Origin of the sequence: Haladaptatus sp. SPP-AMP-3 (assembly GCF_049568665.1) — an archaeon.
GTDB lineage: Archaea > Halobacteriota > Halobacteria > Halobacteriales > Haladaptataceae > Haladaptatus > Haladaptatus paucihalophilus.
Genome location: NZ_CP145897.1, coordinates 1,055,591 through 1,079,076, shown reverse-complemented (window position 1 = coordinate 1,079,076; position 23,486 = coordinate 1,055,591). Strand labels below are relative to the sequence as shown.

Below are 23,486 nucleotides of genomic sequence, written 5' to 3'. Positions count from 1 at the left end.
CTGCTCGACGGGTTAATTGCACTTTGTTATGCGTCGTTGGAACGACGTTCCCGCCGGAGTTCACACTCCGAGACGTTTCCGTCCGGGCGCGATGGCTCGTCGTGATTTCGTCAATGGTCGCGTTCCGCGCCGGTACGTCCCCCCTACGCGGCGAAAAATACGTCCTTCGATGTTCGGTTCGTTCTCAACGGATGCCGAACAGCAACCGGCGAAGACGATGGAAGTCGAAACAGTAGCGACGACCGTTGTAGGTGAAACAGTAGTCCGCCGAATCGGGCGCGGCGGCGGAGGCCGACGCGTGGTTCATCGTCGGGTCGCTCGGTTTGACCTTTTTGCTTTTCTTGGCTTTCTTCGCCTTCTTGCCTTTCTTGGCCTTTTTCTGCTTCTTCGTTTTCTTGCCTTTCTTGGCCTTCTTCCCGTTCTTCTCGCTCTGTTTCGCCTGTTCGGTCTTCTTCGCCTGCTTTCCCTTCTTTTTCTTCGTCGAACTGCTGCCGGTCGAGGTCGAACCGGTCGCGGCGTCTTTCGCGGTCGTGGGTGCACCCGTCGGTGCTTCGTGCGAGGGATTACTGCCGACGTTCGTCGTCTCGACGTTGCCGATGAGGCTGCCCTTGACCTGCGAGTTCTTCACTTTGAACGTGGTGTGCGCCGCGACGAGCGCCGAGGCCGCGCCGTTCGTGTTCGAGTCAGTGCAGTCGATGTCGCAGTTTTCGAACGTCACCACGTCGCTTTCCGTCCCGTAGCCGTCGTAGACGCCGCGGGAGTTCACGACGCCGCCGTTTATCGGGTGGAGCGGGACGTCGTTCGTGTTGTAGATGACGGTGTTTTTCACCGTCGTGCCGTCCGTCGCGATGCGGAGGTGGCTGATGTTGTTGTTCTTCATGAGACAGCGGTCGAACGCCAGCGTTCCGCCGCCGCCGCTCGATTTCGCCGCGCCACCCGCGTAAATCGCGTTGCCGGTCCAGCCGTTCATCGTGACTTCGGTGATGTCGATGTGTCCCGCGAAGGACTTCGGAATCCCGATGGCGCCCTTGCGAACCATGTCGCCCGAAACGCCGTCACCGAGGTAGACGTGCTCGATGGTTCCGGTACCCGACGCCGTGATGAGGTTGGGATAGCCGCCGAGGTTCTTTCCCGGCGGGTGGGGACCGCTCGTGTCGGATTCACCGGTGACCCCGACGTTGCGAATCGTCCAGTCGGAGCCGCTCGCGACGATGCGAACGTCCGCGCCCGACGCGCTGATGTCGATGAGCTTGTTCTCGAACGTCTCGCCGCTGCCGACGGTGAACTGCTTCGCCGTGTTCGCGGGAATCGTGATCGTTTCGTACTCTTTCGCCGCCGTGACGCCGGTCGCCATACCCGTGCCAGCCGCGGCAACCGCGGCCGCACCGGTCAACTTCAGATACGAACGACGGTCGACGGAATCGCTATCCGCACGACTATCGTCTGCTGTCGTACTGCAATCGCGTGCCATGCGGTCTTCAATGCAAAGAGACCGATTAATATTCTTTCGGTGTCGCGCTGTACGTCTCAATCGATGTGAAGGTCACAACGAACTCCATGATTGTGTGAAAATATCATGACTATCTTTCACGTGGTGCGGTCGATGACGGACCGGACCGTGCGGTTGAGGGCGATTACTCCGGCGTACGGTGCCTATAACAAAGCCACACGGACGCGTTGGTTGTCCAACCGTGACCCCGAGAATGCAAGGAGAACTCGACCGACCGCGAGTGGAACGACTCCGACGGCCCCGATTCGAACGCCTCGGTCGTTCGCCGAACGTGTATCCCTCCGTTTCTTCCGCTTCGAATGGCGACGAGTGACTCCCACCTCTCGAAACTGCTGTCGAGTTCGGTGCTCATCGTCGTCGGCGTCGTCGTCGCGTCCGTCGGTCGATTGATAGAACGCATCATCATCGCCCACTGGTTCTCGCCGCAACTGTACGGCGAAGTGACCATCGCGCTCGCCATCATGACCATCGGAACGACGATTTCGCTCGTCGGGCTGAACGACGGCATTCCGCGGTTCGTCTCCCGATACGACGACGACCGGGACGTTCGCGGCGTGTGGCTGTTCGGACTGGGGTTCGCGCTGGCCGTCAGCCTCGCCGTCAGCCTCGTCCTGTACCTGAACGTGAACCGCATCGCCATCGCGCTGTTCGAGACGAATGTCGCCCGCGAGTTGCTCCGCCTGTTCGTCCTCACGATTCCGGTCAGCGTCGGCCTGACCGTCGGCGTGAGCGCGCTCCGCGGGATGGAGAACACGCGCTACAAACTGTACACGAAGGATTTCTTCCACCCTTGCCTCCGCATCGTCCTGCTCGTCGCGCTGGTCGCGGGCGGTTTCGACCTCGTGTCGGTGGGGTACGCCTACTTTGCCGCCACGCTAGCAACGCTCCTCGTCGTTTACCTCCTCTCGAACCGCCTCGTCCGTCTCGTTGGACCGGTTCGGACCCACACCCGCGAATTGCTCACCTACTCGGCACCGCTCATCGTGACGATGGTGCTCTCCATCCTGTTGACGCGGATGGACACCCTCATGCTCGCCCAGTTTCGCACCTCGAACGAGGTCGGCGTGTACAACGCGGCGTACCCGCTGGCGAACAGCCTGCTCATGGTCATCTCCTCGTTCGGCTACCTCTACCTGCCGCTCACGTCCCGCCTCGACGCGGACGGGGAACGCGAGGAGGTGACGAACATCTACCGAATCACGACGAAGTGGATTTACGTTCTCACCTTCCCCGCGTTCTTGGTGTTCACCGTCTTCCCGGACGACGTGCTCTCGCTCTTCTTCGGGTCCGGATACACGGGCGGCGGTATCGTCCTCGCGCTCCTCTCGCTCGGCTTCTTCACGAGCGCGGCGGCGGGGAGAAACCGAACGACGCTCGCCGCGCTCGGCCACACGAAGGCCATCCTCGGGGTGGATATCCTCACGCTCGCGCTCAACTTCGTCGTGAACCTCCTCCTGATTCCGACGTACGGGATGGTCGGTGCCGCGGTCGCGTCGTCGGGTGCCTACGTGGTGCGCAACCTCGCGCTCAACGTCGTCCTCCTGACCAAGTGCGGAATCACCCCGTTCTCCGCGTACACGAACCGGACGTACGTCGTCCTGCCGCTCGTCCTGTTCCCCGTCGGTCTCCTCGCGGGGCGCTGGCTGACGCTCTCTCTGCTGACGCTCCCCGTCTTCCTGGTGTGCACCGGACTCGTCGGCCTCGCCGCCGTCACCGTCGCCGGTGGTCTCCAACCGGAAGACGGCGCGTTCATCGAGTTCATCGAGGGGGCGCTCGGCGTCGAAGTCCCCGCGATTCAACGCTACGTCCCGATGCAGGGCGAGTGACCGGACGCGGACGACCGCCGGACCATCGAACGAACATCCGACCCGAAGTGGGGTACTAAATACTACTGTATTTCACTAAAGTATATCCTATAGAACTAATTAATACTGAATTCCATCAAACCATACTGACTCGATGAGATTCACACTAAATCGAACAGATGGACACCAAACCAACGGGGTGGCACCGAATCGGACTAGCGACTCCGATAGAGAACGACGCGGTGCCACGACGGTCCGGTGTCCCTCGAATCGTTGCCACTGCCGACAGCCTTTTGACCTCAGTGGCGTTACGGAGATTATGGTCGCACAGACGATGGATCGCGTTCCGCGAGAACAGTAATCGACTACTTCTGACTTCGAGAGGTGATAGTACATGCTAGCCGGTAGCCACGCCCTCGCTCGAACGGGCCTCGACGCCGCCGCGCTCAAACCCGCAGAGTGTGACGTGCGTCGGGCGCACTCGATGCCGTTCGAGACGGTGACGATAGATTACGAGGGCCGCGAGCACCTCCCCGACACGGAGACGCTCCGCGAACTGGCGGCGGAGAAAAACGTGCTGATGACCGTCCCCGTCCGGGCGGACGGGTTCGACCCGCTCGGCGACGACTCGCTGTTCGGCCGACTGCCGGAAAGCGTCGGAACGGTGTTCGTCGCCGGGCATTCGGCCTACCTCTCCGAGGACGAACGGAGTCGGGCGATAGCGCCCCGACTCGGTGCCGCGCTGGAGCGGTCGCCCGACGGGTGGGTCGGCACGGAGGGCATCGAACGCGTCGCCACGGCGACGGGGGCGACGCAGTTCGAACTGCTGTCCCGCTCGACGACCCGCGACGTGCGCGCGCTTCGCGCCGCCGGGTTCGACGGGACGGTCGCGGTGTACGCGCCGACCGTCCTCACCGACGACGAGGACGCGATACTCGACGCGGTTGGCGCGTACGTCGCCCGGCGCAAACCCGTGGCGCGGGCGCTCCCCGACGGTGCGGCGACGGACGCCAACGCCGACGGTCGCGCTCGGAACGTACTCTCTGCGGCGAGCCGCGACTTCGCGCTCGTCGGGACGGCCACCGAGGTCGGCGAGCGGGTCGAGGAACTGAAGAAGACCGGTGTGGACCTCGTGGTCGGCTATCCCGCGGGGGGCATCGACTCGTTCCTCGACCGCTAAGCTTTTTCGCGGTCTTCGGCCGCGTTTTCCGCTCGCCGCGAGCGTCGTCCGTTCGCCGCGACACCCAGTTACAAATACCGCGGCCGCAATCACAGCGTCATGAGTCGACTTGCCGAAGAGACGACGACCACGGCCCGCGATGCGCTCGCGGACGTGGACGTTGCACTGCTCCCGACGGGAAGCGTCGAACAGCACGGCCCCGCCCTCCCGCTCGGCACGGATTTTATGGCGGCACAGGCCGTCGCGGGCACGCTCGGGGACCGCGAGAACGTCGTTCTCCTTCCGACGGTTCCCGTCGGAGTCAGCGGACACCACCGCCAGTTCGACGGCACCCTCTGGACCGACCCGGCGACGTTCGAGGACTACGTGACGGACATCGTGTCCAGCATCGCCAGCCACGGCGTGCAAAAGGTCGTCATCGTGAACGGTCACGGCGGTAACGACGGCGCGCTCCGGCGCGTCGCGCGCCGGGTCCGACGCGAGGAAGTGGCCTACGCCGTTCCGTGGAACTGGTGGGGCGGAATCGGCGACGTGCTCGAAGACGAGTTCGGGATGGGAATCACGCACGCCGACGAGATAGAGACGAGCATGCTCCTCGACGTCGCCGAGGAACTCGTCCGCGAGGCTGCGCTCGAAGAAGCTGAGGCGGGCGCGAACGACGCGTGGGGCGAGGACATCCACGGCGCGAACGTCGGCTTCGACACGGCCGACTTCTCCGAGAGCGGCGTCGTCGGCCATCCGACCAGGGGGTCGCGGGAGGCCGGTGCGCGACTGCTCGACGCATCGAGCGACGAACTCGCCGCGCTGGTCGAGTGGCTCGGTGAGCAGGATATCGACCACCTCTGGCCCGAGGCTCACCGATGAACGTCGGCATCGTCGGCGGCGGTGCCGTCGGATTGACGGCCGCACGGGACCTCGCTGTCCGCGGAGTCGACGTGACGCTGTTCGAGGCGGGGACAATCCCGAACGAAGAAGAGAGCACCGCCAGGGCGGCGGGCGTGCTCTACGACGCCTTCGCGGCCCCGGAAGACGCTCGCGTCGGTGCGCGCGCCATCGAACGCTTCCGCGAGTTCTCGGGCACCGGCGGGTTCGAGTTCGTGGAGACGCCCTACGTCTGGTTCGCCCGCACGGGCGACGAGAAGCGCGCGGCTGTCATCCGCGAGCAGGTGCCCCGGATGCGCGAACACGGGCGGGACGTCGCGTTCATCCACGCCTCGGAACTCGAAGAGCGGTACCCGGCGCTGAACGCCGAGGATATCGGCGTCGCCGCCATCGCCAGGAACACGGGGCGAACCGACCCCGGAAGCTACGCTCGGATGATGGCCGCGGAAGCCGAGAAGAACGGCGCGGAGGTTCGAACCGAGACCGAGGTTCGCATCCGACTTGACGGTACGGCGGCCGACGGGAAACCCCGAATCTTCCCGGACGGCGACCACGGCGAACCGTTCGACGCCATCGTCGTCGCGGCGGGCGCACACACGAAGCGCGTGCTGGCGGAGGCGGAAATTCGCGTCGCGCTCAAACCCTACCGCGTGCAGGCGCTCACCTGTGAATTCGACGCCGACACGCCGATGCTGTACGACGCCACGGAGGGCTACTACCTCCGTCCGCATCCTGACGGCCTGCTCGCCGGTGACGGGACGGAGGAAGTCGAAAGTGACCCAACCGACTGGAAACACGCGAGCGATGCCGCGTTCGAAACGGCGATGCACGAACGCCTCGCCCATCGGCTCGATTTCGAGGGAGACGACCCGGACATCGAGCGAGCGTGGGCGGGCCTCTGCACCGCAACCCCCGACTACGACCCGCTGCTCGGGGAACTCCGACCGAACTGCTACGTCGCCGCCGGTTGGCAGGGCCACGGCTTCATGCGTTCTCCCGCGCTCGGCGAGGCCATCGCGGAGGACGTGCTCGGCGAGGGCGGCATCCCGGAGTTCGATCCGAAGCGCTTCACCGGCGACGAGGAGTTCGAAATCGTGGAAGGAATGGCGGTCGACTGAGGACGTCGAAATCGGAGCGGCGTCAAAAGGGGAATCGTCGGAAACGGGGAATCGTCGAAAGCCGCTCTTCACTCGGCTTTCGGCACCGTGACTTGGAGGGTTCCCGAGTCGGTCAGCGTCGCCGTCGCTTTTTTCGGGTCGACTTCGGCGTCCGCCGGGAGTTCGACCTGCCCGTCGAGGGACATCCCGCGGCCGGGGAACACCATGTCGAATCCCTCGTGGAAGTCGCGGAACCGGTCGATTCGAACGAGGACGGAATCCCGGACGAACCGGACCTGCACGTCACTGCCGGTCGCTCCCGCCGCGTCGAAGACGATGAGATAGGCGTCCTCGCTTTCGAGTAGGTCGGAGGGAATCGGTCGGGACTCCTGTACTTTGCTCGCGGCGCGGCCGACTTTCGACGCGACGGCCGTCACGGTCGAGCGCCCGAGGTCTCGGAGCGTCATAGTTCGATGGCTTCGAGACAGTCGGTTTCGCCGCAGTACGGGCACTGGAAGTCGTTCACGCCGACGTCATCCGGCATGTCGTAGGTGTAGTGCATCTCGAACATGTCCAGTTCGCAGCCGTCGTCCGTGCATTTGACCTCAAGCGTCGCGGGCATACGCGACGGTACGTCCCGGACGAAAATAAACGCGCGGACTTCGACCGGAATTCGCGTTGCGACGAACCGGGTTTGATTCCGAGGTTACACCGACCGTTGCTACGGAGCAGACCCCGAAAGCTCCATCCGCTCTCTGACTCGTGGTTGGTGTCGCTGTGACCGCACGCACAGACGTCACCGAGACCGCATCGCAACTGCGACAGCCACACCCTCCCCAACCGATTCCTTCGCATTCGCGCAGTCACCCACCGTCAGAGCAACGCTCTGACGAGCCATTCGTTCGTTCCGTTATCACTCACGAAGACCTCGCACGCTACGGCGGGACGACGCGGCCACGCTCGGCCGCGTCGTCCCGCCAGCGCGCGCCACGGTGGAACTGTGGAATGGGTCTCATCGCGGTGCGTCGTCGTCGTTCCGTGGCAACCGACGCGAGGAACCACGTCCGCGCTCTCGTAGCGGGTAGTCACCGTTTTATCCGTTCAGTCGCAAAAGCGGGTATGACCGACCCCGCGACCCTCGACGTGACGCTCGTGGACGGCTACGTCGACGAACCGGCTCACTTCGGCGTGCCGCCGTACATCTCGACGTACCCGCGCTACACCGCCGGGGCGCTCGTGGATGCGGGGGTGCCGGAGGAGCGAATCACCTACCACACCATCGACGAACTCCGGGAGGACAATTCGAAGTGGGCCGACGTGGCCGACGCCGACCTGTTCGTCTACATCGGCGGGATGACCGTTCCGGGCAAGTACGTCGGCGGGACGCCCGCCGAACCGGACGAGGTGCGGAAGATGGCGTGGACCGCCGAGGGGACAAGTCTGATGGGCGGCCCCGTGAAGTTCGGCGTCGGGGACGAGAACGCAGGGGGAACCCAAACGGAGCGCGACGACCTCGACTTCGATTTCGTGGCGAAGGGCGACGTGGAAGCCGCCGCCTTCGACCTCGTGGAAAGCGGTTTGGAGGGGTACAACAATCGGATGCGGGACAACGAGGAGGTGGACCGCTGGGCGGAAGCGGGCGCGTTCGTGGTCGAACAACACCCCAACCATCCCGACTACCTCATCTGCGAGATGGAGACCTCGCGCGGGTGTCCCTACCGCTGCTCGTTCTGCACGGAACCGCTGTACGGCAACCCGTCGTTCCGCGAACCCCAGTCCGTCGTCGCGGAGGTCGACGGCCTCTCCAACCGCGGCGTCCGGCACTTCCGACTGGGGCGACAGGCCGATATCCTCGCCTACGGCGGGGACGGCGAGAAGCCGAACCCCGACGCGCTCCGCGAGTTGTACGGTGGGATTCGGGAGGTCGCCCCGGACCTCGGGACGCTCCACCTCGACAACATGAACCCCATCACGGTCGTCGAATGGCCCGAACTGTCGCGCGAGGGGATTCGCGTCATCGCAGAGCACAACACGCCCGGCGACACCGCCGCGTTCGGGTTGGAATCGGCCGACCCGGTGGTGCAGGAGCAGAACAACCTGAACGTCACCGCCGAGGAGTGTTTCGAGGCGGTGAAAATCGTCAACGAGGAGGCGGGCTGGCGACCCGGAGAGTCGCCCGACGACGCTCCGACGCACGGCCCGGACGCCGCGAATCGACTGCCGAAACTGCTCCCCGGCATCAACCTACTTCACGGCCTCAAAGGTGAACGAAAAGAGACGTTCGACCACAACCGCGAGTTCCTCCAGCGCGTCTACGACGAGGGACTGATGCTCCGCCGGGTGAACATCCGGCAGGTCATGGCGTTCTCGGGCACGGAGATGAACTCGGTGGGGACGGACATCGCCGATAATCACAAGCAACTGTTCAAGCGGTACAAGAGCGAGGTCCGCGAGGAGATAGACAACCCGATGCTCCAGCGGGTCACCCCGCCGGGGACCGTGCTGCCGAACGTCCACCTCGAATACCACAAGGACGGGCGAACCTTCGGACGCCAGTTGGGAACCTACCCGCTCTTGGTCGGGATTCCGGGCGAGCGCGAACTCGGCCGAACCATCGACGTGGCCGTCGTTGACCACGGCTATCGCTCCGTCACCGGCGTGCCGTACCCGCTGGACGTGAACAGCGCGACGATGGACGAACTCACGGCGATTCCCGGTCTCGGCAAACAGCGCGCCGGAAACGTCATCGTCAACCGCCCCTACGAGACGCCGGACGACCTCGCCGAGACGGTGAACGTGGACCTCAGCAAGTTCGCCGGGGCGAGCGTCTCCAGAAACGCGGACTGACGACGACGATTTTCACAGCGAGTCGCCGACGCGAGGGAGCGGTAGGCCGGTGACACATCCACCTGAAGTCAGCCAGTGGCACACCCGCTAGTGACCAGCGGTTCCACCGCGAGTGAGGAACGAACGAGCGGGCCGCCGCTTGAATGGCGCATGGAAGAGCGAAGCTCTCCCAATGTAAAATGAAAGCGGCGTGCTTTTGGTCGAGCTTTTATAGGGAATGCGAGGGAGCGAAGCTCCCTCGTTCTTTCACGGCTTCGCCGTGAAGGAGACGGTTCGTCGCGGGTCGATTCGACCCACGACGAGCCTTCGACCGTCGTAAAAGGTCGTTTCAGAACTCTTCTTCGATGATTTCGCCGACGGCGAAGTTCGACTTGACTTCCGTAATTTCGACCTTTACGCGCTCGCCGATTTCCGCGCCGGGGACGATGATGACGTAGCCCCGCTCGACGCGGGCGATACCGTCGCCCTGCTTGCCGATGTCCTCGACTTCGACGTAGCGGATTTCTCCGGCCTCGACGGGTGGCTGTGGTTCCGACGAGACGGAGCCGGTGCTAGTGCTCGATTGTGTTGTCGTCGTCGCTGTTTGCTCGTCGTCCGATTCTTCTTCCGTCTCCCGCGAGATAAGCGCGACACGGTAGGTTTCTCCCGGTTCGACTGAACCCGTGTCGATTTCACGTCGTGGCACACTGACGACGTATTCGTCGCCTTTGAGAGTAACATCAGCGCTGAACAGACACAGGAGCTTGTCAGAGATTTCCAAGGGTCGTAGACCTCCACATGAATCCAAGTAGTCAACCATTATAGAATTATCGAACACCAGCTTTTTCTGCAGTCGGGAGCCGAATCCGACGTTGTTCGCGTCGGATTCGGCCTTCCTCCTTGGAAAAAGCTGGACCAAAAGCCGTCGTCACCTCCGTCCGTCGGCCAAGGGCACTCCGTTGGAGGTTCCTCGACCCGGAAAATCGGAGATTTTCCGGAGGGGTTGCTAGCTTCCACGGTTGTGTCACCGGCCGATTTCCGATAGCTGTGTCACCGGCTTGTCGCTCGCGGCGGCACTCACTCCGTTCGCGTCTGCCGCTCGCTGTCGGATCGTCGTTTTCTCGGGGATGTCGTCAGCCTTCGTACGCCGTTCCGTCGGGGTTCTTCGCGCCTTCCGAGTCGTGAACGACGATTTCGCCCGGCTCGGGGTTCGCGGGGTCGTAGTTATCGCGCACGCCGATGGCCTCTTCGAGTTCGCGGACGGCACGTTCCTTGAGCGCCGCCGCGAGTTCTTCGGCGTGTTCTCTGTCGATATCGCGGCCGAGACCCTCACACTCGTGGGCGCGGACGATCCCCGACTCGTCCACGGGGTCGCCCATCGGTTGGCTCGTCCCGCCGAGCGCCACGCTGAAGGGGTACGTCTGGCAGATGAGCGGTCGGTCGGGATGGACCGAACACGCCCCGATTCCGTCCTCGTAAAACCGACAGTCGCCGCAGTCGTCGGTCTGGAGCGCCCACTCGAACGTCTCTCCGCCGTCCTCGGTCAGTCCGAAGGGCATTGGTCGGGCAACGTCCCGAAAGTCGTACTCGGTCGTCTCCTGCAACTCGCGCACTTCGTCGGGGAAGGCGGTCGCGGTGTGCGGGTCGTCCGCTTCGCTCGTACAGCAGGCACCACAGCGCGTGCACTCGAACCCGATATCCTCGATTGCGTCCGCGAGGTCGGTTACGTCGAGCGACTTCGCCCGTTCCAGTTCGGCTTCGAGAGTTTCCACGGCGTGATGGTTCGCGTGCGGAGGGAAAACGGTTGTGGGCTTTTTCTTTCACGTCGAACGGGCGCGTTCGCCATCCCACGCGACGTCCCCTTCGACGACCAACTTTTCGAGGTGGGCCGCCACGGTTTTCTCCGCGAACTCCCTGACGGCGCTGATGTCCTTGTCGTAAGCGGCGTCCGTCACCGAAGGAAGCGACCGGGCACCGCTTCGAACCGCGTCGAGCACGCGCTCTTCGCGGTGCAGTCGGTGCTCGATGAGTCGTCGAATTGTCCGTCGCGGGGTTTCGATGGCGGGGCCGTGGCCCGGGTGGAGCATCGCGGGATTCCGCGCGTACAGTCGCCGGAGCGAGGTCAGGTAGGCGCGCACGTCGCCCTCCCCGGCGGCGACCACGACGCTCCCGTCCGCGACGGCGAGGTCGCCTGCGACGATTCCGTCGTCCGTGGCGAACGCAACGTGGTCGGGGGCGTGTCCCGGCGTTTCGATGACGGTCAGCGGGCCGACGGTCGTTCCCTCGCGGAACGTTCGGTCCGGGGCGACGCCCGTGGCGCGCTCGAAGCGCTCCTCGCGGCCCTGTCGCGCCCAGACGGTCGCATCGCAGGCGTCGGCGTAATGCGCGACGCCGCCCACGTGGTCGGGATGGGTGTGCGTGAGGGCGACGTGTTCGACGCCATCGACCGCCCGGTCGAGTTCGGCCGTCCGCCCCGCCGGGTCGATAAGAACGGTATCGACGACGTAGGCGTTCGTCTCACCGTGCGGGGCCAGCGTCTCGGTGGGGACGGCGATAGCATTCACGTCCGTGGCGAGGAACGCCAGCGGCAAAAGTCGTTCGCGGTCGCTACGGAGGAGAGCGGCGGGAAAAGCGTCCGAAAACCGATGGTGAGAAAACCGGGAGGTGGGAGGCGGGAGGTGGGAAGCGAATGGATCAGTTGTTCAGCAGGTAAACCTGCTTCCGCGCGTCGCGGAAACTGTGACGCGAGACGATGAGGTCTTGCTCTTCGAGTCGGGTCAGCGCGTAGCGGACGGTCCGGTCGGGGAGAAGGGATTCCTCGGCGAGTTCGCCCTGCGTCAGCGGCTCTTCGGTCTCAAGGACCTTGGCGACGAGTTTGGCGCTGGGGGGGAGTTCGCGGAGTCGTTCACGGAAATCGCGCGCTGGTTCTGCTACAGTCGTGCTCATGTATATCATGCGACCACGGCATAGTGGTAAACGTTGGCTATAGGTGTGTTCATACAATATCCACACCTTAAACGTCATAATATCACATTTAGTCGGAATGATACGTCGGGGAGAAAGTACAGGATTCTTCCCGACGTGAGCCCGCTATGGAATCGATACCCGAGGAGTTTCGGGACTTGTTCGAGCGGAAAACGTTCGCCAACTTCGCGACCGTCATGCCGGACGGAACGCCGCAGGTGACGCCCGTTTGGGTCGGCTACGACGGCGACCACCTCCTCGTGAACACCGCCAAAGGTCGCCAGAAGGAGCGAAACGTACAGCGAAACCCGAAGGTCGGCCTTTCCATCATCGACCCGGACGACCCGTACCGGTTCGTCTCGGTCCGTGGCGAAGTCGAGGAAGTCACGGAGGACGGCGCGGTAGACCACATCAACGAACTCACCCGACGGTACATGGACCGCGAGGAGTACCCGAACCTCGGGGAGGAGGGCGGCCCGCGAGTCATCATTCGGATTCGTCCCGACCGCGTGGTCACGGGGGGATGAACCGACGGGCGGATAGGCCGATACACGGAGAGACCGACCGGCGGATAGACCGACGCGCGACGAGTGGTTACCGTCGTCGGTCGGTTTTCGGCGGTCCGCTGTGGCGGTTGTACTGTCCGAGGACGCACCCGCAGTCCGGGCAGTGAACGACGATGACTCTCTCGTATTCGTGACGAACGAGGTCGTCCGCGGTGAACTCGCCGTCGCAGTGGTTACAGGTCGGCATTCGAAACCCCGCATAGGGTACGCGCCGGACGTGCAAAGGCGTTCCCCCGTCCGTCTATCCACTTCCAGTACCGTTTTATCCCTCGGGTGAGGTTCTTCGGACGAAGAAAGTGTGAAGGGACAGGAGTGGTATCAGGCTACGGAGGTGGCCGAGGAATACGAAGAGAAGCGATTCTCCCGTGGCGGTAGACTCATCGACCGCCGCGAGAAGCAAGCCGTCCTCGACGCTATCGGCCCGGTCGAGGGAAAACGCGTTCTCGAAATAGCCTGCGGAACCGGCCGGTTTACCGTCATGCTCGCCGAGCGTGGCGCGGACATCGTTGGACTCGACATTTCGGCCGCGATGCTCCAACAGGGTCGTCACAAGGCTCGGAACGCCGGTGTCGCGGACCATCTGGAGTTCATGCGCGGCGACGCCGCCCGTCTTCCGTTCCCGGACGACCACTTCGACACCGTGTTCGCCATGCGGTTTTTCCACCTCGCGAACACGCCTGCCTCGTTCCTGAGCGAGATGCGTCGTGTTTCGAAGAATCAGGTCTTCTTCGATACGTTCGCCGGGCCGAGCACGCGGAGCCTCTACAACTGGTTGCTGCCGATGGGGTCGCGGTTGTACTCGCTCGAGGACGTCCAGAAGCTCCTCGGGGAAACCGGCCTGTCGCTGGTCGATTCCGACCACGACTGGGTACTCCCCTACGGCTTCTACCGAAAAATCCCCGACGTGGTGGCGTCGCGTATCCGGGATATGGACACCGCTATCGGTGACACGATGATCGGCGACCAACTCGCGTCCGTCTCCTACTGGAACACGAGCGTCGAGTGAGTCGGACGCGTGCCGAATTGCTTTTACGTACTCGGTATCTGAAAAGCGGATATGGACTTGTCCGTGGTGGTCCCGACGCTCAACGGTCGCGAACCTTTGAGCGACGCACTCGACGCCGTTACTCGATACGCACCCGATGCCGAGGTCGTCGTGGTCAACGGGCCCTCCGCGGACGGCACGTCCGGTATGGTCTGTAACCGCTCCGACGTGAGCGCGCTCGTCGAGATTTCCGACCGAAATTTGAACGTCGCGCGAAACGCCGGACTCGCCGAGGCGAGCGGCGAGGTCGTCGCGTTCATCGGGCAGGAAGTGACCGTCGAAGCCTCGTGGTACGACGGTATCCGGGACGCAATCGCGGACGGCGCGGACGTGGTGACGGGACCGGTGCACCGAGTGGTTCGGGCGGGGATGACCACCGAGACGGTCGAAACGCGGACGATAGCCGGACGCGACGTGATCTACTTTTCGGGCGAGAACGTGGCGTTTACCCGCGACGGCATCGAAGCGGTCGACGGGTTCGACGAGAACTTGGAAACCGGCGGCGCGCGCGACTGCGCCCATCGACTCGCGGGACAGGAACGGTCGATAACGTGGTCGACCGACGTGACCGTGCGCCGCGACGAGACCGACGAGAAGGGCGTCGAGCGCGACTGGTGTACGAAATACCGCTCGCTCTCCTATCGTCTGGTGAAAAACTACGGCCCGCGGCTGACGGTGTTCAGGCGAACCTTCCACGACGCCATCCGTGACGCGCGAACCGCCGGGGTGGAGGTCGCCTCGGGCGAGACGAAACCGTCCCTCTGGGCGGGTTGCGGCAAAGAAGTGCTTAAAGGAATCGCTGGTGGGACCAAAGACGGGTTCCTCGGACGATTTCGCGACAGGAGCGAGGCGCGCAACCCCGCCGGACTCTCCTCGCGCGCCGACCGCGCCGTCGAACGCTACGACTGGCGTAACGTGGAACCAGAGGTCGAGTGACCGTCGCTACTCGTCGTAATCCGGTGCGAGGGCTTCGACGACGCGCGAGGGGTTCTTGGTGAACACCTTTCGCATCGCGTCCTCGGGCACGTCGAGGGTGAGGATTTCCATCACGGCGACGTTCGGGTGGGCGTTCGGGGCACCGCTCCCGAACAGCACGCGGTCGGGGTGTTCCATGATGGCCCGCTCCATCTGCTCGCGGTAGCGGACGAAACTGGTGTCGAGATAGCAACTGTCGTAGGAGTCCAGCAGGTCGATGGCGTCCGCCATCAGGTCGCGGTTCAGCGGAAATCCGCCGAAGTGCGAGAGGATGACGGGAAAGGAACGGTCGAGCAGGGTGTCGGCCGCAGTTTCGGGGGAGAAACCTTCGCCCGCGTGGACGAGGACGGGGAGGTTCACGTCCTCCAGTCGTGAGAGCACGTCGTCGTCCGGCAGTCCGTCGCGCGTCGGGTCGAGTTTGAACCCGTGAAAGCGGTCGTCGTAGGCGTACTGCTCGATGTCGTCGGAAGAGGTGTGCCAGTCCTTCCGGCGCGACCTGAAGTTCCTGAGTCGTGCCGTGGCGCTCCCGTCGGGGTCGCGCGGGCCGTTGATTCGCGCGAACGCGAAGAAGGGGCGCTCGACGCTCCGTCGGGCGACGGCGTTGTTCGCCCGGAGGTAGCTGTTTCCCTCCTGTGGCCCGGGGAACACGACCGCGCTGACGACGCCCGCTTGGTGAAGTTCGCGCTCCAGTTTGTCGGGCGAGATGGCTCGTCCCCGCGCCGTCACGGACTCCTCGACGGGAAGCCGCGCGTGAACGTCCACCACACGAAACCGGTGCTCCAGTTCCAGCATCTGAAAATTTCTCGATGAGGGTCGGGCATGTATCTATCGGTCGATGGCCGCAACCGCGTCCCGTCCGGCGAACGGAGTAAAAAGATTTATATAGAACATCAATCATTCGTTATACGTATGTCAGAATCAGGCTTCGGACAGCGACGCATGGGCGGCCGACCGATGTTCATCCTCAGCGAGGGGACGGAACGGACGCAGGGCCGCGACGCTCAGTCCTCCAACATCTCCGCCGGTAAAGCGGTCAGCGAGGCCGTACGAACCACACTCGGGCCGCGCGGGATGGACAAGATGCTCGTCTCGGACGACGGCGACGTGGTCATCACGAACGACGGGGTGACGATTCTCGACTCGATGGACATCGAGCACCCCGCCGCCCAGATGATCGTCGAAGTCTCCCAGACGCAGGAGGACGAAGTTGGCGACGGAACGACCACGGCGGCGGTGCTCGCCGGAGAACTCCTCGCAAAAGCCGAGAACCTGCTCGAACAGGACGTCCACGCGACGACCATCGTGGAAGGCTACGCTCGCGCCCGCGACATCGCGCTCGAGGCCGTGGACGACCTCGCGCTCGACGTCGATATCGACGACGACCTCCTGCGACAGGTCGCCGAATCCAGCATGACCGGCAAGGGAACCGGCGACATCACGACCGAACGCCTCGCCGAAGTCGTCGTCAACGCCGTCCGCGGCGTCGAAGGCGACGAGGGAATCGACCGCGACGAGATTCGCGTCCTCACCCAAACCGGGTCGAGTTCCAGCGCCACGGAACTCGTCGAGGGCATCGTCACCGACGCGGAACCCGCACACAAGAACATGCCGCGCTCGGTCGAGGACGCGACCATCCTCGCCACCGACGGCTCCTTCGGCGTCCGCGAGACCGAAATCGACGCCGAGTACTCGGTCGATAACGTCGAGCAACTCACCGCCGCGATGGACGCGGAAAACGACCAGCTCCGCGAACTCGCCGACGCCATCGCCGACGCCGGCGTCGATGTCGTTTTCTCGCACTCGTCCATCGAGGACCGCACCGCGGCGTACCTCGCCGAACACGGCATCCTCGCCTTCGAGGATGTGGACGACGACATGACGAGCGCCATCGCCCAGTCCACGGGCGGCAAGCGCACGGGCAAGCCTGACGACGTTGACGACGACGAACTCGGCCACGCCGACTCCATCCGCCTCGAGAAGTACGGCGACGAGGACCTCGTGTTCATCGAGGGTGCCGACGAGGCACAGTCCGTCACCGTCTTCGTCCGCGGTGGCACGGAACACGTCGTCGACGAACTGGAGCGCGCCATCGAGGACGCACTCGACGTCGTGTCCTCCGCCGTCGAAACCGAGAACGTCGTTCCCGGCGCTGGCGCGATCGAAACCAGCATCGCGGGCCGCGTCCGCGACGAGGCCGCGGGCATCGAGGGCCGCCAGCAACTCGCCGTCGAGGCGTTCGCCGACGCCATCGAAGTCCTCCCGCGAACCCTCGCGGAGAACACCGGCATGGACCCCATCGACGCGCTCGTGGATCTCCGCGCCGCGAACGACGACGAGGAAGGCAGCGCGGGCATCATCTCCTCGGGCGAGACCGGGAAAATCGCGAACCCCGTCGAGGAAGGCGTCATCGACCCCGCCGCCGTCAAGGGTGAGGCCGTCGAGAGCGCAACCGAGTCCGCGACGATGATCGTCCGCATCGACGACGTTATCGCCGCCGAATAAGCGCGGTTTCCGCCCTCGGATTTCGATTTTTTGGACCCCCGTCCGTCTCGACTCGTCTCGATTCGTTGCGACCGGAAGTAGCAAGTTCTAACCCCGACCGGTGTCAATTACCGCCGATGAGCGACCGCATCATCTCCAGCCGCCCTATCTTCCTCGCCACCGCGGTAACCGTCGTGCTCGCCGCCGGGGGAATCGGACTCACGGTCGGTGCGACCGGACAGAACCGCGGAAAGACGCTCTCGCTGTTCGGTCTCTCGCTGTTCGACATGAGTCCCGTCTCCATGGCCGTGTTCGGAATGGTGCTCACGACCGTCGTCCTCGTCCTGCTGTTCGCGCTCGTTTCGTTCGCCTCGCGCTTCGACAGCAACAGCGTGACGTGAGCGGACGAACGACGGACGCGAGCGAGGTACTACGCCGTGACGTGAGACGGAAACCGTTTTTCCTGTCGAAGGAGTTCCGTTCGGTATGGCAACCGGAACCCGTTCGCGCACGTCGAAAAAAGGGGCCACGACCGGCGACCTGCTCGCCGTCGCGGCCACGATTCTACTGGCGAACGTGCCGACGCTCTTCGCGTTCTACGTCATCCTCGACACGTACAACCCGCTGACGACGGATATCTCGTTCGTTCAGTACATCACGACGACGATGAGCGGCGCGGTCATCTTCGCCGTCCTCTGGACAGGCATCGTCTTCTTCGCCTACGGGCCGTCGCTGTCGCGGCGATGGAACGGCCGCTAACGGGGCAAAAACGCAAAATAATTCGATTTTCCGCGCGATTTTACGGCGCGATGGTGCCTTCCTCGGCGTCGAGCAGTTCGTGGTAGCGGTTGCGAATCGTGACCTCGCTGATGTTCGCCACGTCGCTGACCTCGCTCTGGGTGACTTTCTCGTTAGTCAGGAGCGCGGCGGCGTAGACGGCGGCCGCGGCGAGGCCGACGGGGGACTTTCCGCTGTGGAGGCCCTTCTCGGTCGCCGTGTCGAGCAACGAGCGGGCGCGGCGTTCGGTTTCGTCCGAGAGGTCGAGTTCCGAGGCGAAGCGCGGGACGTAGCTCTTCGGGTCGGCGGGTTCGATTTCGAGGCCGAGTTCGCGTGCGATGTAGCGGTAGGTGCGGGCGATTTCGTCCTTCTCGACGCGCGACACGGCCGTCAACTCGTCCAAGCTCCGCGGGGTTCGGGCCTGTCGCGCGGCGGCGTACAGCGCGCCGGTTGCGACGCCCTCGATGGAGCGCCCCGGCAGGAGGTCCTCGTCGAGCGCGCGGCGGTAGATGACGCTGGCCGTCTCGCGAACGGTGTCGGGCAGGCCGAGCGAACTGGCCATCCGGTCGATTTCGCCGAGCGCCTGCTTGAGGTTGCGCTCCTTGCTGTCGCGGGTGCGGAAGCGCTCGTTCCACTTGCGGAGCCGTTGCATCTTCTCGCGCTGGCGGGAGCCGAGCGAGTTGCCGTAGGCGTCCCGGTCGCGCCAGTCGATGTTGGTCGACAGCCCCTTGTCGTGCATCATGTTCGTCGTCGGCGCGCCGACGCGGGACTTCTGTTCGCGTTCGCTGGCGTCGAAGGCGCGCCACTCGGGGCCGCGGTCCACCGCGTCTTCCTCGACGACGAGGCCGCAATCGTCACACACCCGCTCACCGCGCTCCTCGTCGGTGACGAGCGGGCCGCCACACTCGGGACACCGCTGTTGCTCGTCGGCTTGCGTCTTGGTTTGCTCACCGGTTGTTTCCGTTTCTTCGGTCGGTCGGGTACGTGTATCAGTCATGGCGTACTATCAGGAACATAGACAGAGGGTCATGGTGCACTACGAGAGCCGTAGAATCGATAGACATATCTTATAGAACGCACAGCAACTTAAATCCGGTGGGCAAAAGAGGCATTTTCTCGATTCGAAAACGGCGGATTCATCCGGGTTTTTGGCAGGAATAATGCAGTATTCGATTTCCCCGCACGACTCGTGATTCGTCCAGCTTTATCAGCTATCCGGCAGTGAGTATCGAAACCCTTACCGCTCGTCCGGGGGTTCGTCAACACATGAGCGATACGCCTCCCGGACCGGACGAGGTTCGGTACGTCGCACGGTTGGCCCGCGTCGGGGTTTCCGACGCGGAAGCCGAGCGATTCGCCGGACAGTTCGCCGATATTCTTGGCTACTTCGAGACGCTGGACGAGGTGCCCGAGGTCGAGCGCGAGGCCGACCTCGTGAACGTCATGCGCGAGGACGAGGTGCGAACCAGCCTCGACCAAGCCGACGCGCTGGACAACGCACCGGAGACCGAAGACGGCTACTTCAAGGGGCCGAACGTCTCATGAGCGACCAGATATTCATCACCGAGGAGATCATCGACGGCGCGGACGACGGTCCGTTGGCCGGAACGACGGTCGCCGTCAAGGACAACATCAGCACCGAGGGCGTCCGAACGACCTGCGGGTCGGCCATGCTGGAGGAGTACGTCCCGCCCTACGACGCCACGGTCGTCACGCGACTGAAGGAGGCCGGGGCGACCATCGTCGGCAAGACCAACATGGACGAGTTCGGCATGGGGACGACGACCGAAACGTCCGCCTTCGGCCCCACCGAAAACCCCGTCGCCGAGGGTCGCGTACCCGGAGGTTCGTCGGGCGGAAGCGCGGCGGCGGTCGCGGCGGGTGAGGCCACGCTCGCGCTCGGTACCGACACGGGTGGGTCGATTCGCTGTCCCGCGGCGTTCTGTGGCGTCGTCGGTATCAAGCCCACCTACGGACTCGTCTCGCGGTACGGCCTGGTCGCCTACGCGAACAGTCTGGAACAGATCGGTCCCATCGCGCCGACCGTCGAGGAGGCCGCGACCCTGCTCGACGTCATCGCCGGACCCGACGACCACGACGCGACGACCCGCGAGGAAGGCGCTGACGCCGATTACGCGAACGCCGCGGACGGCGAGGTGGACGGACTCGACATCGGTGTCCCGACGGAACTCGTAGAAGGGGCGGACGAAGGCGTCGTCGAGCGGTTCTGGGATGCCATGGACGACCTCGAAGCGAAGGGCGCGACGGTCCACGAGGTGTCGCTTCCCTCGGTCGAACACGCCGTCGAGGCGTACTACGTCATCGCCATGTCCGAAGCGTCCTCGAACCTCGCGCGCTACGACGGGGTTCGCTACGGCAATTCGGGAGGGTTCGACGGCAACTGGAACGAGACGTTCTCCGAGACGCGCGAGGAGGCCTTCGGCGACGAGGTGAAACGACGCATCCTGCTCGGCACCTACGCGCTTTCTGCGGGGTATCACGACAAGTACTACAAGAAGGCACAGGACGCCCGAGCGTGGCTCAAGCAGGACTTCGACTCGGCGTTCGAGGACGTGGACGTGCTCTCCAGCCCGACGATGCCCACGCCGCCGTTCGAACTCGGCGAGAGTCTGGACGACCCGCTGCAGATGTACCTCGCGGACGCGAACACCGTCCCCGTCAACCTCGCCAACCTCCCTGCGATTTCGGTTCCGGCGGGCGAAACCGACGGCCTCCCCGTCGGCGTGCAGTTCATCGGACCGAAGTTCGGCGAGAAGCGCGTCATCCGGGTCGGCAGCGCGTTGGAGTAAGAATCGTTTCGAGTTTTTGCGGGAGGCGGTCACGCCGGTTCGGACGACGATAATCGGGAGAGCTATCGTTTATAAATCACTCGATGAGCGTCCAGTTTTACGAGGCAATCAGCTGTGCCGCGATGGAACTACACTATTCGTCGGTAGAATAACACGGATTATAAACTAGGAACAATATTATAGTATAAATGCCCTATTATCGGTTGCAATTCCGATGATAGTCAAAGCAGAAGACGCGGATTCGAACGAGTTTCAAGGCGTAGAGTTCGACGTGCTCGCGATCGGCGACGAGTCGATGGTGACGAAGATGCACCTGAAAGAAGGCAACGACGTTCCGCCGCATAGCCACGAGAGCGAACAGAGCGGATACGTGATTTCGGGCACGTATCGGCTCCACATCGGAGACGACGACGACCTGATAGAGGGTGGAGACAGTTATTCGATACCGGGTGGCGTCGAACACAGCTACGAAATAATCGATTCCGGCGAGATCATCGACGTATTCTCGCCACCCCGAGAGGAGTACCTGTAAGCGATTCAGAGACGCTCGTCGGTATCGAATCGACTGACAGGCACGTTTCACGGTCCGGGCTCGTGTCCGACCGTGCTGATACTCCGTCTGGGCGAGAAGCGCGTGATTCGGGGCGGGCGTCGGAACGACGTCCTTTTTCGCCCACGGAGTCGTCCGAAATCGGTTTTCCAGGGTGGTGGTGCCAACGGATATTTCTTCCCGGCAGTTCGATTGCTGTTATGGTTGGTACCGTCGTCGAAGTCGAGATTCCCGCCGACGAGTTCGCGCTCTGGGAGACGTTGACCGAACACGAGGACATCGAATTCGAGATCGAGCGCGTGGTCGCCCACGAAGACGACCGGGTGATGCCGTTCGTCTGGGTGAGCGGAGGTGGCGAGGGAACGAAATCGATACTCGAAGACGACACGAGCGTCGAGAACCTGACGTTGCTCGCCGACTTAGAGGACGAACAACTGTACCAGATGGAGTGGACCGACCACATTCAGACGCTCGTTCACATCCTCGTCGACGAGGAGGCGACCGTCCTCTCCGCGTCCGGCAACAGCGCCCATTGGCACCTCCGCATCCTGTTTCCCGACCGCGACGCGCTGTCGGATACCTACGAGTACTGCCGTGAGAACGACCTCTCGCTCGACATACGGAACATCTATCAGTTGGAAGAGGGCCGCAAGGGACGGTTCGGACTCACCGACGACCAGCAGGACACGCTGACCTTGGCGTTCCAGGAGGGATACTACGACATCCCACGCAAGGCATCGGCCGAAAACCTCGCGGACGACCTCGACGTATCGCACCAAGCCGTCTCCGAGCGACTGCGCCGAGGGCATCGAAGCCTCGTGAAAAACACGCTGATAATCGGCCGAGACACCGACGAACCGGAATAAGAGTTTAGTCCTCGTACGCGAGGTTCATTATCCACTGCGAGAACGCGTCGCTCTCGGGGTCTATCTCCTCCTCCCCGATGAACGGCGAGAGCATGTCGCCCGCCATCAACAGCGAGAAGTCGAGGTCCTTCGCGGCGGGCGTGATGAAGTAGGTGTTGTGTCCCTCGTAGACCGTTTCCTGTCGCTGGACGAACCCTTTCCGCTCCAGCGATTCGACGATTCGGCTTCCCTTCCGCGACGAGACGTCGAGCCGTTTCCAGAAATCGCTCTGATGGATGCCGCCCGTCTCGCGGACGAGTTCGAGTCCGTTGTACTCGTCCTCGGTGAGGTCCTCCTCGGACGTTGCCGTGCTCATGTTCAATACAGGGACGGGCGGGCGTTTAAATGTGACCTTCCGCGTTATCGTACGATGTCTCACAGGGCGGGCCGTCGGCGAACTCGTAGGTGCCGGACCCGTCCTCGAACAGAGTTACGATGGACGACGAGCGGGTGCCGTACCCGTCGCCGTGGACGCACGCTTCGACCTCGTGATTTCGGAGGACCGACTTCGCTCGCTCCCGCCAGTCGGCGAGCGACGGCGGGTCGTCCGGATTCGCCGCCGCGAGCGAGAGAATCCGCTCCGATTTCGGTGCCGCGTCGTCGAATCCTCGGTTCACGACCACGTGGACACCGGGGTCGAGTCGCGTCGTTTCGAGCGTTCCGTCCCATTCGAACAGGGTCGCTTCCGTCGAATCCGCGAGCAGGAGGTTGAACCCGGCGTAGGTTCGTTCGTCGAGTTCGTTCACGACGAACTCGCGGGCGGACGCGGCCGACTCGTGGGAGAGCGCGTCCCGGACGAGGAGGCCGCGGGAGCGTTCGCCCTCAAGTTCGACCCACCGGTTCGTCACGCCGACGAACAGGCCGCGGTCGTTGTAGCCGATCCACGTTCCGCCAGCCTCCTCGTCCTGCGGGGCGACGACCCTCGGGTTTCGGTCCAGCACGCCGGGCGGCCGCGACGGCCGCCCGAACGCTTCGTCCCGATTCGCGGCGGCGACGACGGGCGCGTCCTCGAACACCAGCCACGCCACGATGAGTGTACACACGCCAACGAATAGGCGCGGATTCGATAAAAGGGTTGGTCGTCGCGGGGTCGTCGCCACCGTCCCGTGCTCG

General features: G+C 63.8%; 26 protein-coding genes and 1 pseudogene. 15 read left to right on the top strand and 12 right to left on the bottom strand.

Annotated features, from left to right (window positions below; all coding sequences use genetic code 11):
* Nucleotides 1–184: 184 nt before the first annotated feature.
* On the bottom strand, nt 185–1,471 hold the full coding sequence (locus V5735_RS06265; RefSeq protein WP_423745566.1) for a hypothetical protein: 1,287 nt from the start codon (nt 1,469–1,471) through the stop codon (nt 185–187).
* Nucleotides 1,472–1,809: 338 nt separating this feature from the next.
* On the opposite strand from V5735_RS06265, the gene V5735_RS06260 reads away from it, so the two are divergent.
* The 4 genes from V5735_RS06260 to V5735_RS06245 all read left to right on the top strand — a co-directional run bounded on the left by V5735_RS06260 (nt 1,810) and on the right by V5735_RS06245 (nt 6,495).
* Complete coding sequence (locus V5735_RS06260) at nt 1,810–3,336, top strand: flippase (RefSeq protein ID WP_423745565.1); 1,527 nt, start codon at nt 1,810–1,812, stop codon at nt 3,334–3,336.
* A gap of 373 nt (nt 3,337–3,709) precedes the next feature.
* Complete coding sequence (locus V5735_RS06255; RefSeq protein WP_423745564.1) at nt 3,710–4,495, top strand: DUF7388 family protein; 786 nt, start codon at nt 3,710–3,712, stop codon at nt 4,493–4,495.
* 99 nt (nt 4,496–4,594) lie between these two features.
* The gene (locus tag V5735_RS06250; RefSeq protein ID WP_423745563.1) at nt 4,595–5,359 is read left to right on the top strand and encodes a creatininase family protein; all 765 of its coding nucleotides are present in this window, start codon (nt 4,595–4,597) and stop codon (nt 5,357–5,359) included.
* Complete coding sequence (locus V5735_RS06245) at nt 5,356–6,495, top strand: NAD(P)/FAD-dependent oxidoreductase (protein ID WP_423745562.1); 1,140 nt, start codon at nt 5,356–5,358, stop codon at nt 6,493–6,495. The genes V5735_RS06250 and V5735_RS06245 overlap by 4 nt, the downstream gene beginning before the upstream one ends.
* A gap of 71 nt (nt 6,496–6,566) precedes the next feature.
* Here V5735_RS06245 and V5735_RS06240 read toward each other — a convergent pair.
* Nucleotides 6,567–6,941 (bottom strand): annotated as a pseudogene (locus V5735_RS06240) (Hsp20/alpha crystallin family protein); the annotation flags it as partial.
* The gene (locus V5735_RS06235; RefSeq protein WP_007981673.1) at nt 6,938–7,096 is read right to left on the bottom strand and encodes a DUF7559 family protein; all 159 of its coding nucleotides are present in this window, start codon (nt 7,094–7,096) and stop codon (nt 6,938–6,940) included. The gene V5735_RS06235 and the pseudogene V5735_RS06240, both read right to left, overlap by 4 nt.
* Nucleotides 7,097–7,593: 497 nt before the next feature.
* Here V5735_RS06235 and V5735_RS06230 point away from each other — a divergent pair, with 497 nt between their 5' ends.
* Nucleotides 7,594–9,321: a radical SAM protein gene (locus V5735_RS06230; RefSeq protein ID WP_423745561.1), complete on the top strand. Its 1,728-nt coding sequence runs from the start codon at nt 7,594–7,596 to the stop codon at nt 9,319–9,321.
* 328 nt (nt 9,322–9,649) lie between these two features.
* On the opposite strand, the gene V5735_RS06225 is transcribed toward V5735_RS06230, so the two are convergent.
* From V5735_RS06225 to V5735_RS06210, 4 genes are all read right to left on the bottom strand, one after another.
* On the bottom strand, nt 9,650–10,081 hold the full coding sequence (locus V5735_RS06225) for a TRAM domain-containing protein (protein ID WP_423745560.1): 432 nt from the start codon (nt 10,079–10,081) through the stop codon (nt 9,650–9,652).
* Nucleotides 10,082–10,433: 352 nt separating this feature from the next.
* Complete coding sequence (locus V5735_RS06220) at nt 10,434–11,072, bottom strand: YkgJ family cysteine cluster protein (protein WP_423745559.1); 639 nt, start codon at nt 11,070–11,072, stop codon at nt 10,434–10,436.
* 48 nt (nt 11,073–11,120) lie between these two features.
* Nucleotides 11,121–11,891, bottom strand: coding sequence for an MBL fold metallo-hydrolase (locus V5735_RS06215; RefSeq protein WP_423745558.1), 771 nt, complete (start codon nt 11,889–11,891; stop codon nt 11,121–11,123).
* A 103-nt stretch (nt 11,892–11,994) separates the two neighbouring features.
* Nucleotides 11,995–12,246, bottom strand: a complete 252-nt coding sequence (locus V5735_RS06210; RefSeq protein WP_026177889.1) for a MarR family transcriptional regulator — start codon at nt 12,244–12,246, stop codon at nt 11,995–11,997.
* A 146-nt stretch (nt 12,247–12,392) separates the two neighbouring features.
* On the opposite strand from V5735_RS06210, the gene V5735_RS06205 reads away from it, so the two are divergent.
* Nucleotides 12,393–12,791 carry a PPOX class F420-dependent oxidoreductase gene (locus V5735_RS06205; RefSeq protein ID WP_423745557.1) on the top strand — a complete coding sequence of 133 codons (399 nt, stop codon included), beginning with the start codon at nt 12,393–12,395 and terminating at the stop codon, nt 12,789–12,791.
* Between the two features lie 67 nt (nt 12,792–12,858).
* On the opposite strand, the gene V5735_RS06200 is transcribed toward V5735_RS06205, so the two are convergent.
* The gene (locus V5735_RS06200) at nt 12,859–13,017 is read right to left on the bottom strand and encodes a hypothetical protein (RefSeq protein ID WP_007981657.1); all 159 of its coding nucleotides are present in this window, start codon (nt 13,015–13,017) and stop codon (nt 12,859–12,861) included.
* 111 nt (nt 13,018–13,128) lie between these two features.
* Between V5735_RS06200 and V5735_RS06195 the strand changes: the two genes are divergently transcribed.
* Both V5735_RS06195 and V5735_RS06190 read left to right on the top strand, forming a co-directional pair.
* The gene (locus tag V5735_RS06195; protein WP_423745556.1) at nt 13,129–13,836 is read left to right on the top strand and encodes a class I SAM-dependent methyltransferase; all 708 of its coding nucleotides are present in this window, start codon (nt 13,129–13,131) and stop codon (nt 13,834–13,836) included.
* A 51-nt stretch (nt 13,837–13,887) separates the two neighbouring features.
* A complete protein-coding gene (locus tag V5735_RS06190) occupies nt 13,888–14,811 on the top strand; it encodes a glycosyltransferase family 2 protein (protein ID WP_423745555.1) in 924 nt (307 codons plus the stop codon).
* Nucleotides 14,812–14,817: 6 nt separating this feature from the next.
* On the opposite strand, the gene V5735_RS06185 is transcribed toward V5735_RS06190, so the two are convergent.
* On the bottom strand, nt 14,818–15,642 hold the full coding sequence (locus V5735_RS06185; RefSeq protein ID WP_423745554.1) for an amidohydrolase family protein: 825 nt from the start codon (nt 15,640–15,642) through the stop codon (nt 14,818–14,820).
* A 147-nt stretch (nt 15,643–15,789) separates the two neighbouring features.
* On the opposite strand from V5735_RS06185, the gene thsA reads away from it, so the two are divergent.
* The 3 genes from thsA (at nt 15,790) to V5735_RS06170 (ending at nt 18,090) form a co-directional block, all read left to right on the top strand.
* A complete protein-coding gene (gene thsA / locus V5735_RS06180; RefSeq protein WP_423745998.1) occupies nt 15,790–17,352 on the top strand; it encodes a thermosome subunit alpha in 1,563 nt (520 codons plus the stop codon).
* Between the two features lie 116 nt (nt 17,353–17,468).
* Nucleotides 17,469–17,732 carry a DUF7520 family protein gene (locus V5735_RS06175; RefSeq protein ID WP_423745553.1) on the top strand — a complete coding sequence of 88 codons (264 nt, stop codon included), beginning with the start codon at nt 17,469–17,471 and terminating at the stop codon, nt 17,730–17,732.
* A gap of 85 nt (nt 17,733–17,817) precedes the next feature.
* Entirely contained in the window at nt 17,818–18,090 is a 273-nt protein-coding gene (locus tag V5735_RS06170) for a hypothetical protein (RefSeq protein WP_423745552.1), read from the top strand.
* 40 nt (nt 18,091–18,130) lie between these two features.
* Here the strand turns inward: V5735_RS06170 and V5735_RS06165 are convergent, their stop codons facing one another.
* On the bottom strand, nt 18,131–19,105 hold the full coding sequence (locus V5735_RS06165; protein WP_007981643.1) for a transcription initiation factor IIB: 975 nt from the start codon (nt 19,103–19,105) through the stop codon (nt 18,131–18,133).
* 269 nt (nt 19,106–19,374) lie between these two features.
* On the opposite strand from V5735_RS06165, the gene gatC reads away from it, so the two are divergent.
* From gatC to V5735_RS06145, 4 genes are all read left to right on the top strand, one after another.
* On the top strand, nt 19,375–19,653 hold the full coding sequence (gene gatC, locus V5735_RS06160; protein WP_423745551.1) for an Asp-tRNA(Asn)/Glu-tRNA(Gln) amidotransferase subunit GatC: 279 nt from the start codon (nt 19,375–19,377) through the stop codon (nt 19,651–19,653).
* Nucleotides 19,650–20,918, top strand: a complete 1,269-nt coding sequence (gatA, locus tag V5735_RS06155) for an Asp-tRNA(Asn)/Glu-tRNA(Gln) amidotransferase subunit GatA (RefSeq protein ID WP_423745550.1) — start codon at nt 19,650–19,652, stop codon at nt 20,916–20,918. The genes gatC and gatA overlap by 4 nt, the downstream gene beginning before the upstream one ends.
* Nucleotides 20,919–21,132: 214 nt before the next feature.
* Nucleotides 21,133–21,450, top strand: coding sequence for a cupin domain-containing protein (locus V5735_RS06150; RefSeq protein ID WP_423745549.1), 318 nt, complete (start codon nt 21,133–21,135; stop codon nt 21,448–21,450).
* A 218-nt stretch (nt 21,451–21,668) separates the two neighbouring features.
* A complete protein-coding gene (locus V5735_RS06145) occupies nt 21,669–22,334 on the top strand; it encodes a bacterio-opsin activator domain-containing protein (RefSeq protein WP_423745548.1) in 666 nt (221 codons plus the stop codon).
* Between the two features lie 4 nt (nt 22,335–22,338).
* Here V5735_RS06145 and V5735_RS06140 read toward each other — a convergent pair whose 3' ends face one another.
* A complete protein-coding gene (locus V5735_RS06140) occupies nt 22,339–22,689 on the bottom strand; it encodes a helix-turn-helix transcriptional regulator (RefSeq protein WP_423745547.1) in 351 nt (116 codons plus the stop codon).
* A gap of 25 nt (nt 22,690–22,714) precedes the next feature.
* Nucleotides 22,715–23,416 carry an NRDE family protein gene (locus tag V5735_RS06135; RefSeq protein ID WP_423745546.1) on the bottom strand — a complete coding sequence of 234 codons (702 nt, stop codon included), beginning with the start codon at nt 23,414–23,416 and terminating at the stop codon, nt 22,715–22,717.
* Nucleotides 23,417–23,486 lie beyond the last annotated feature (70 nt).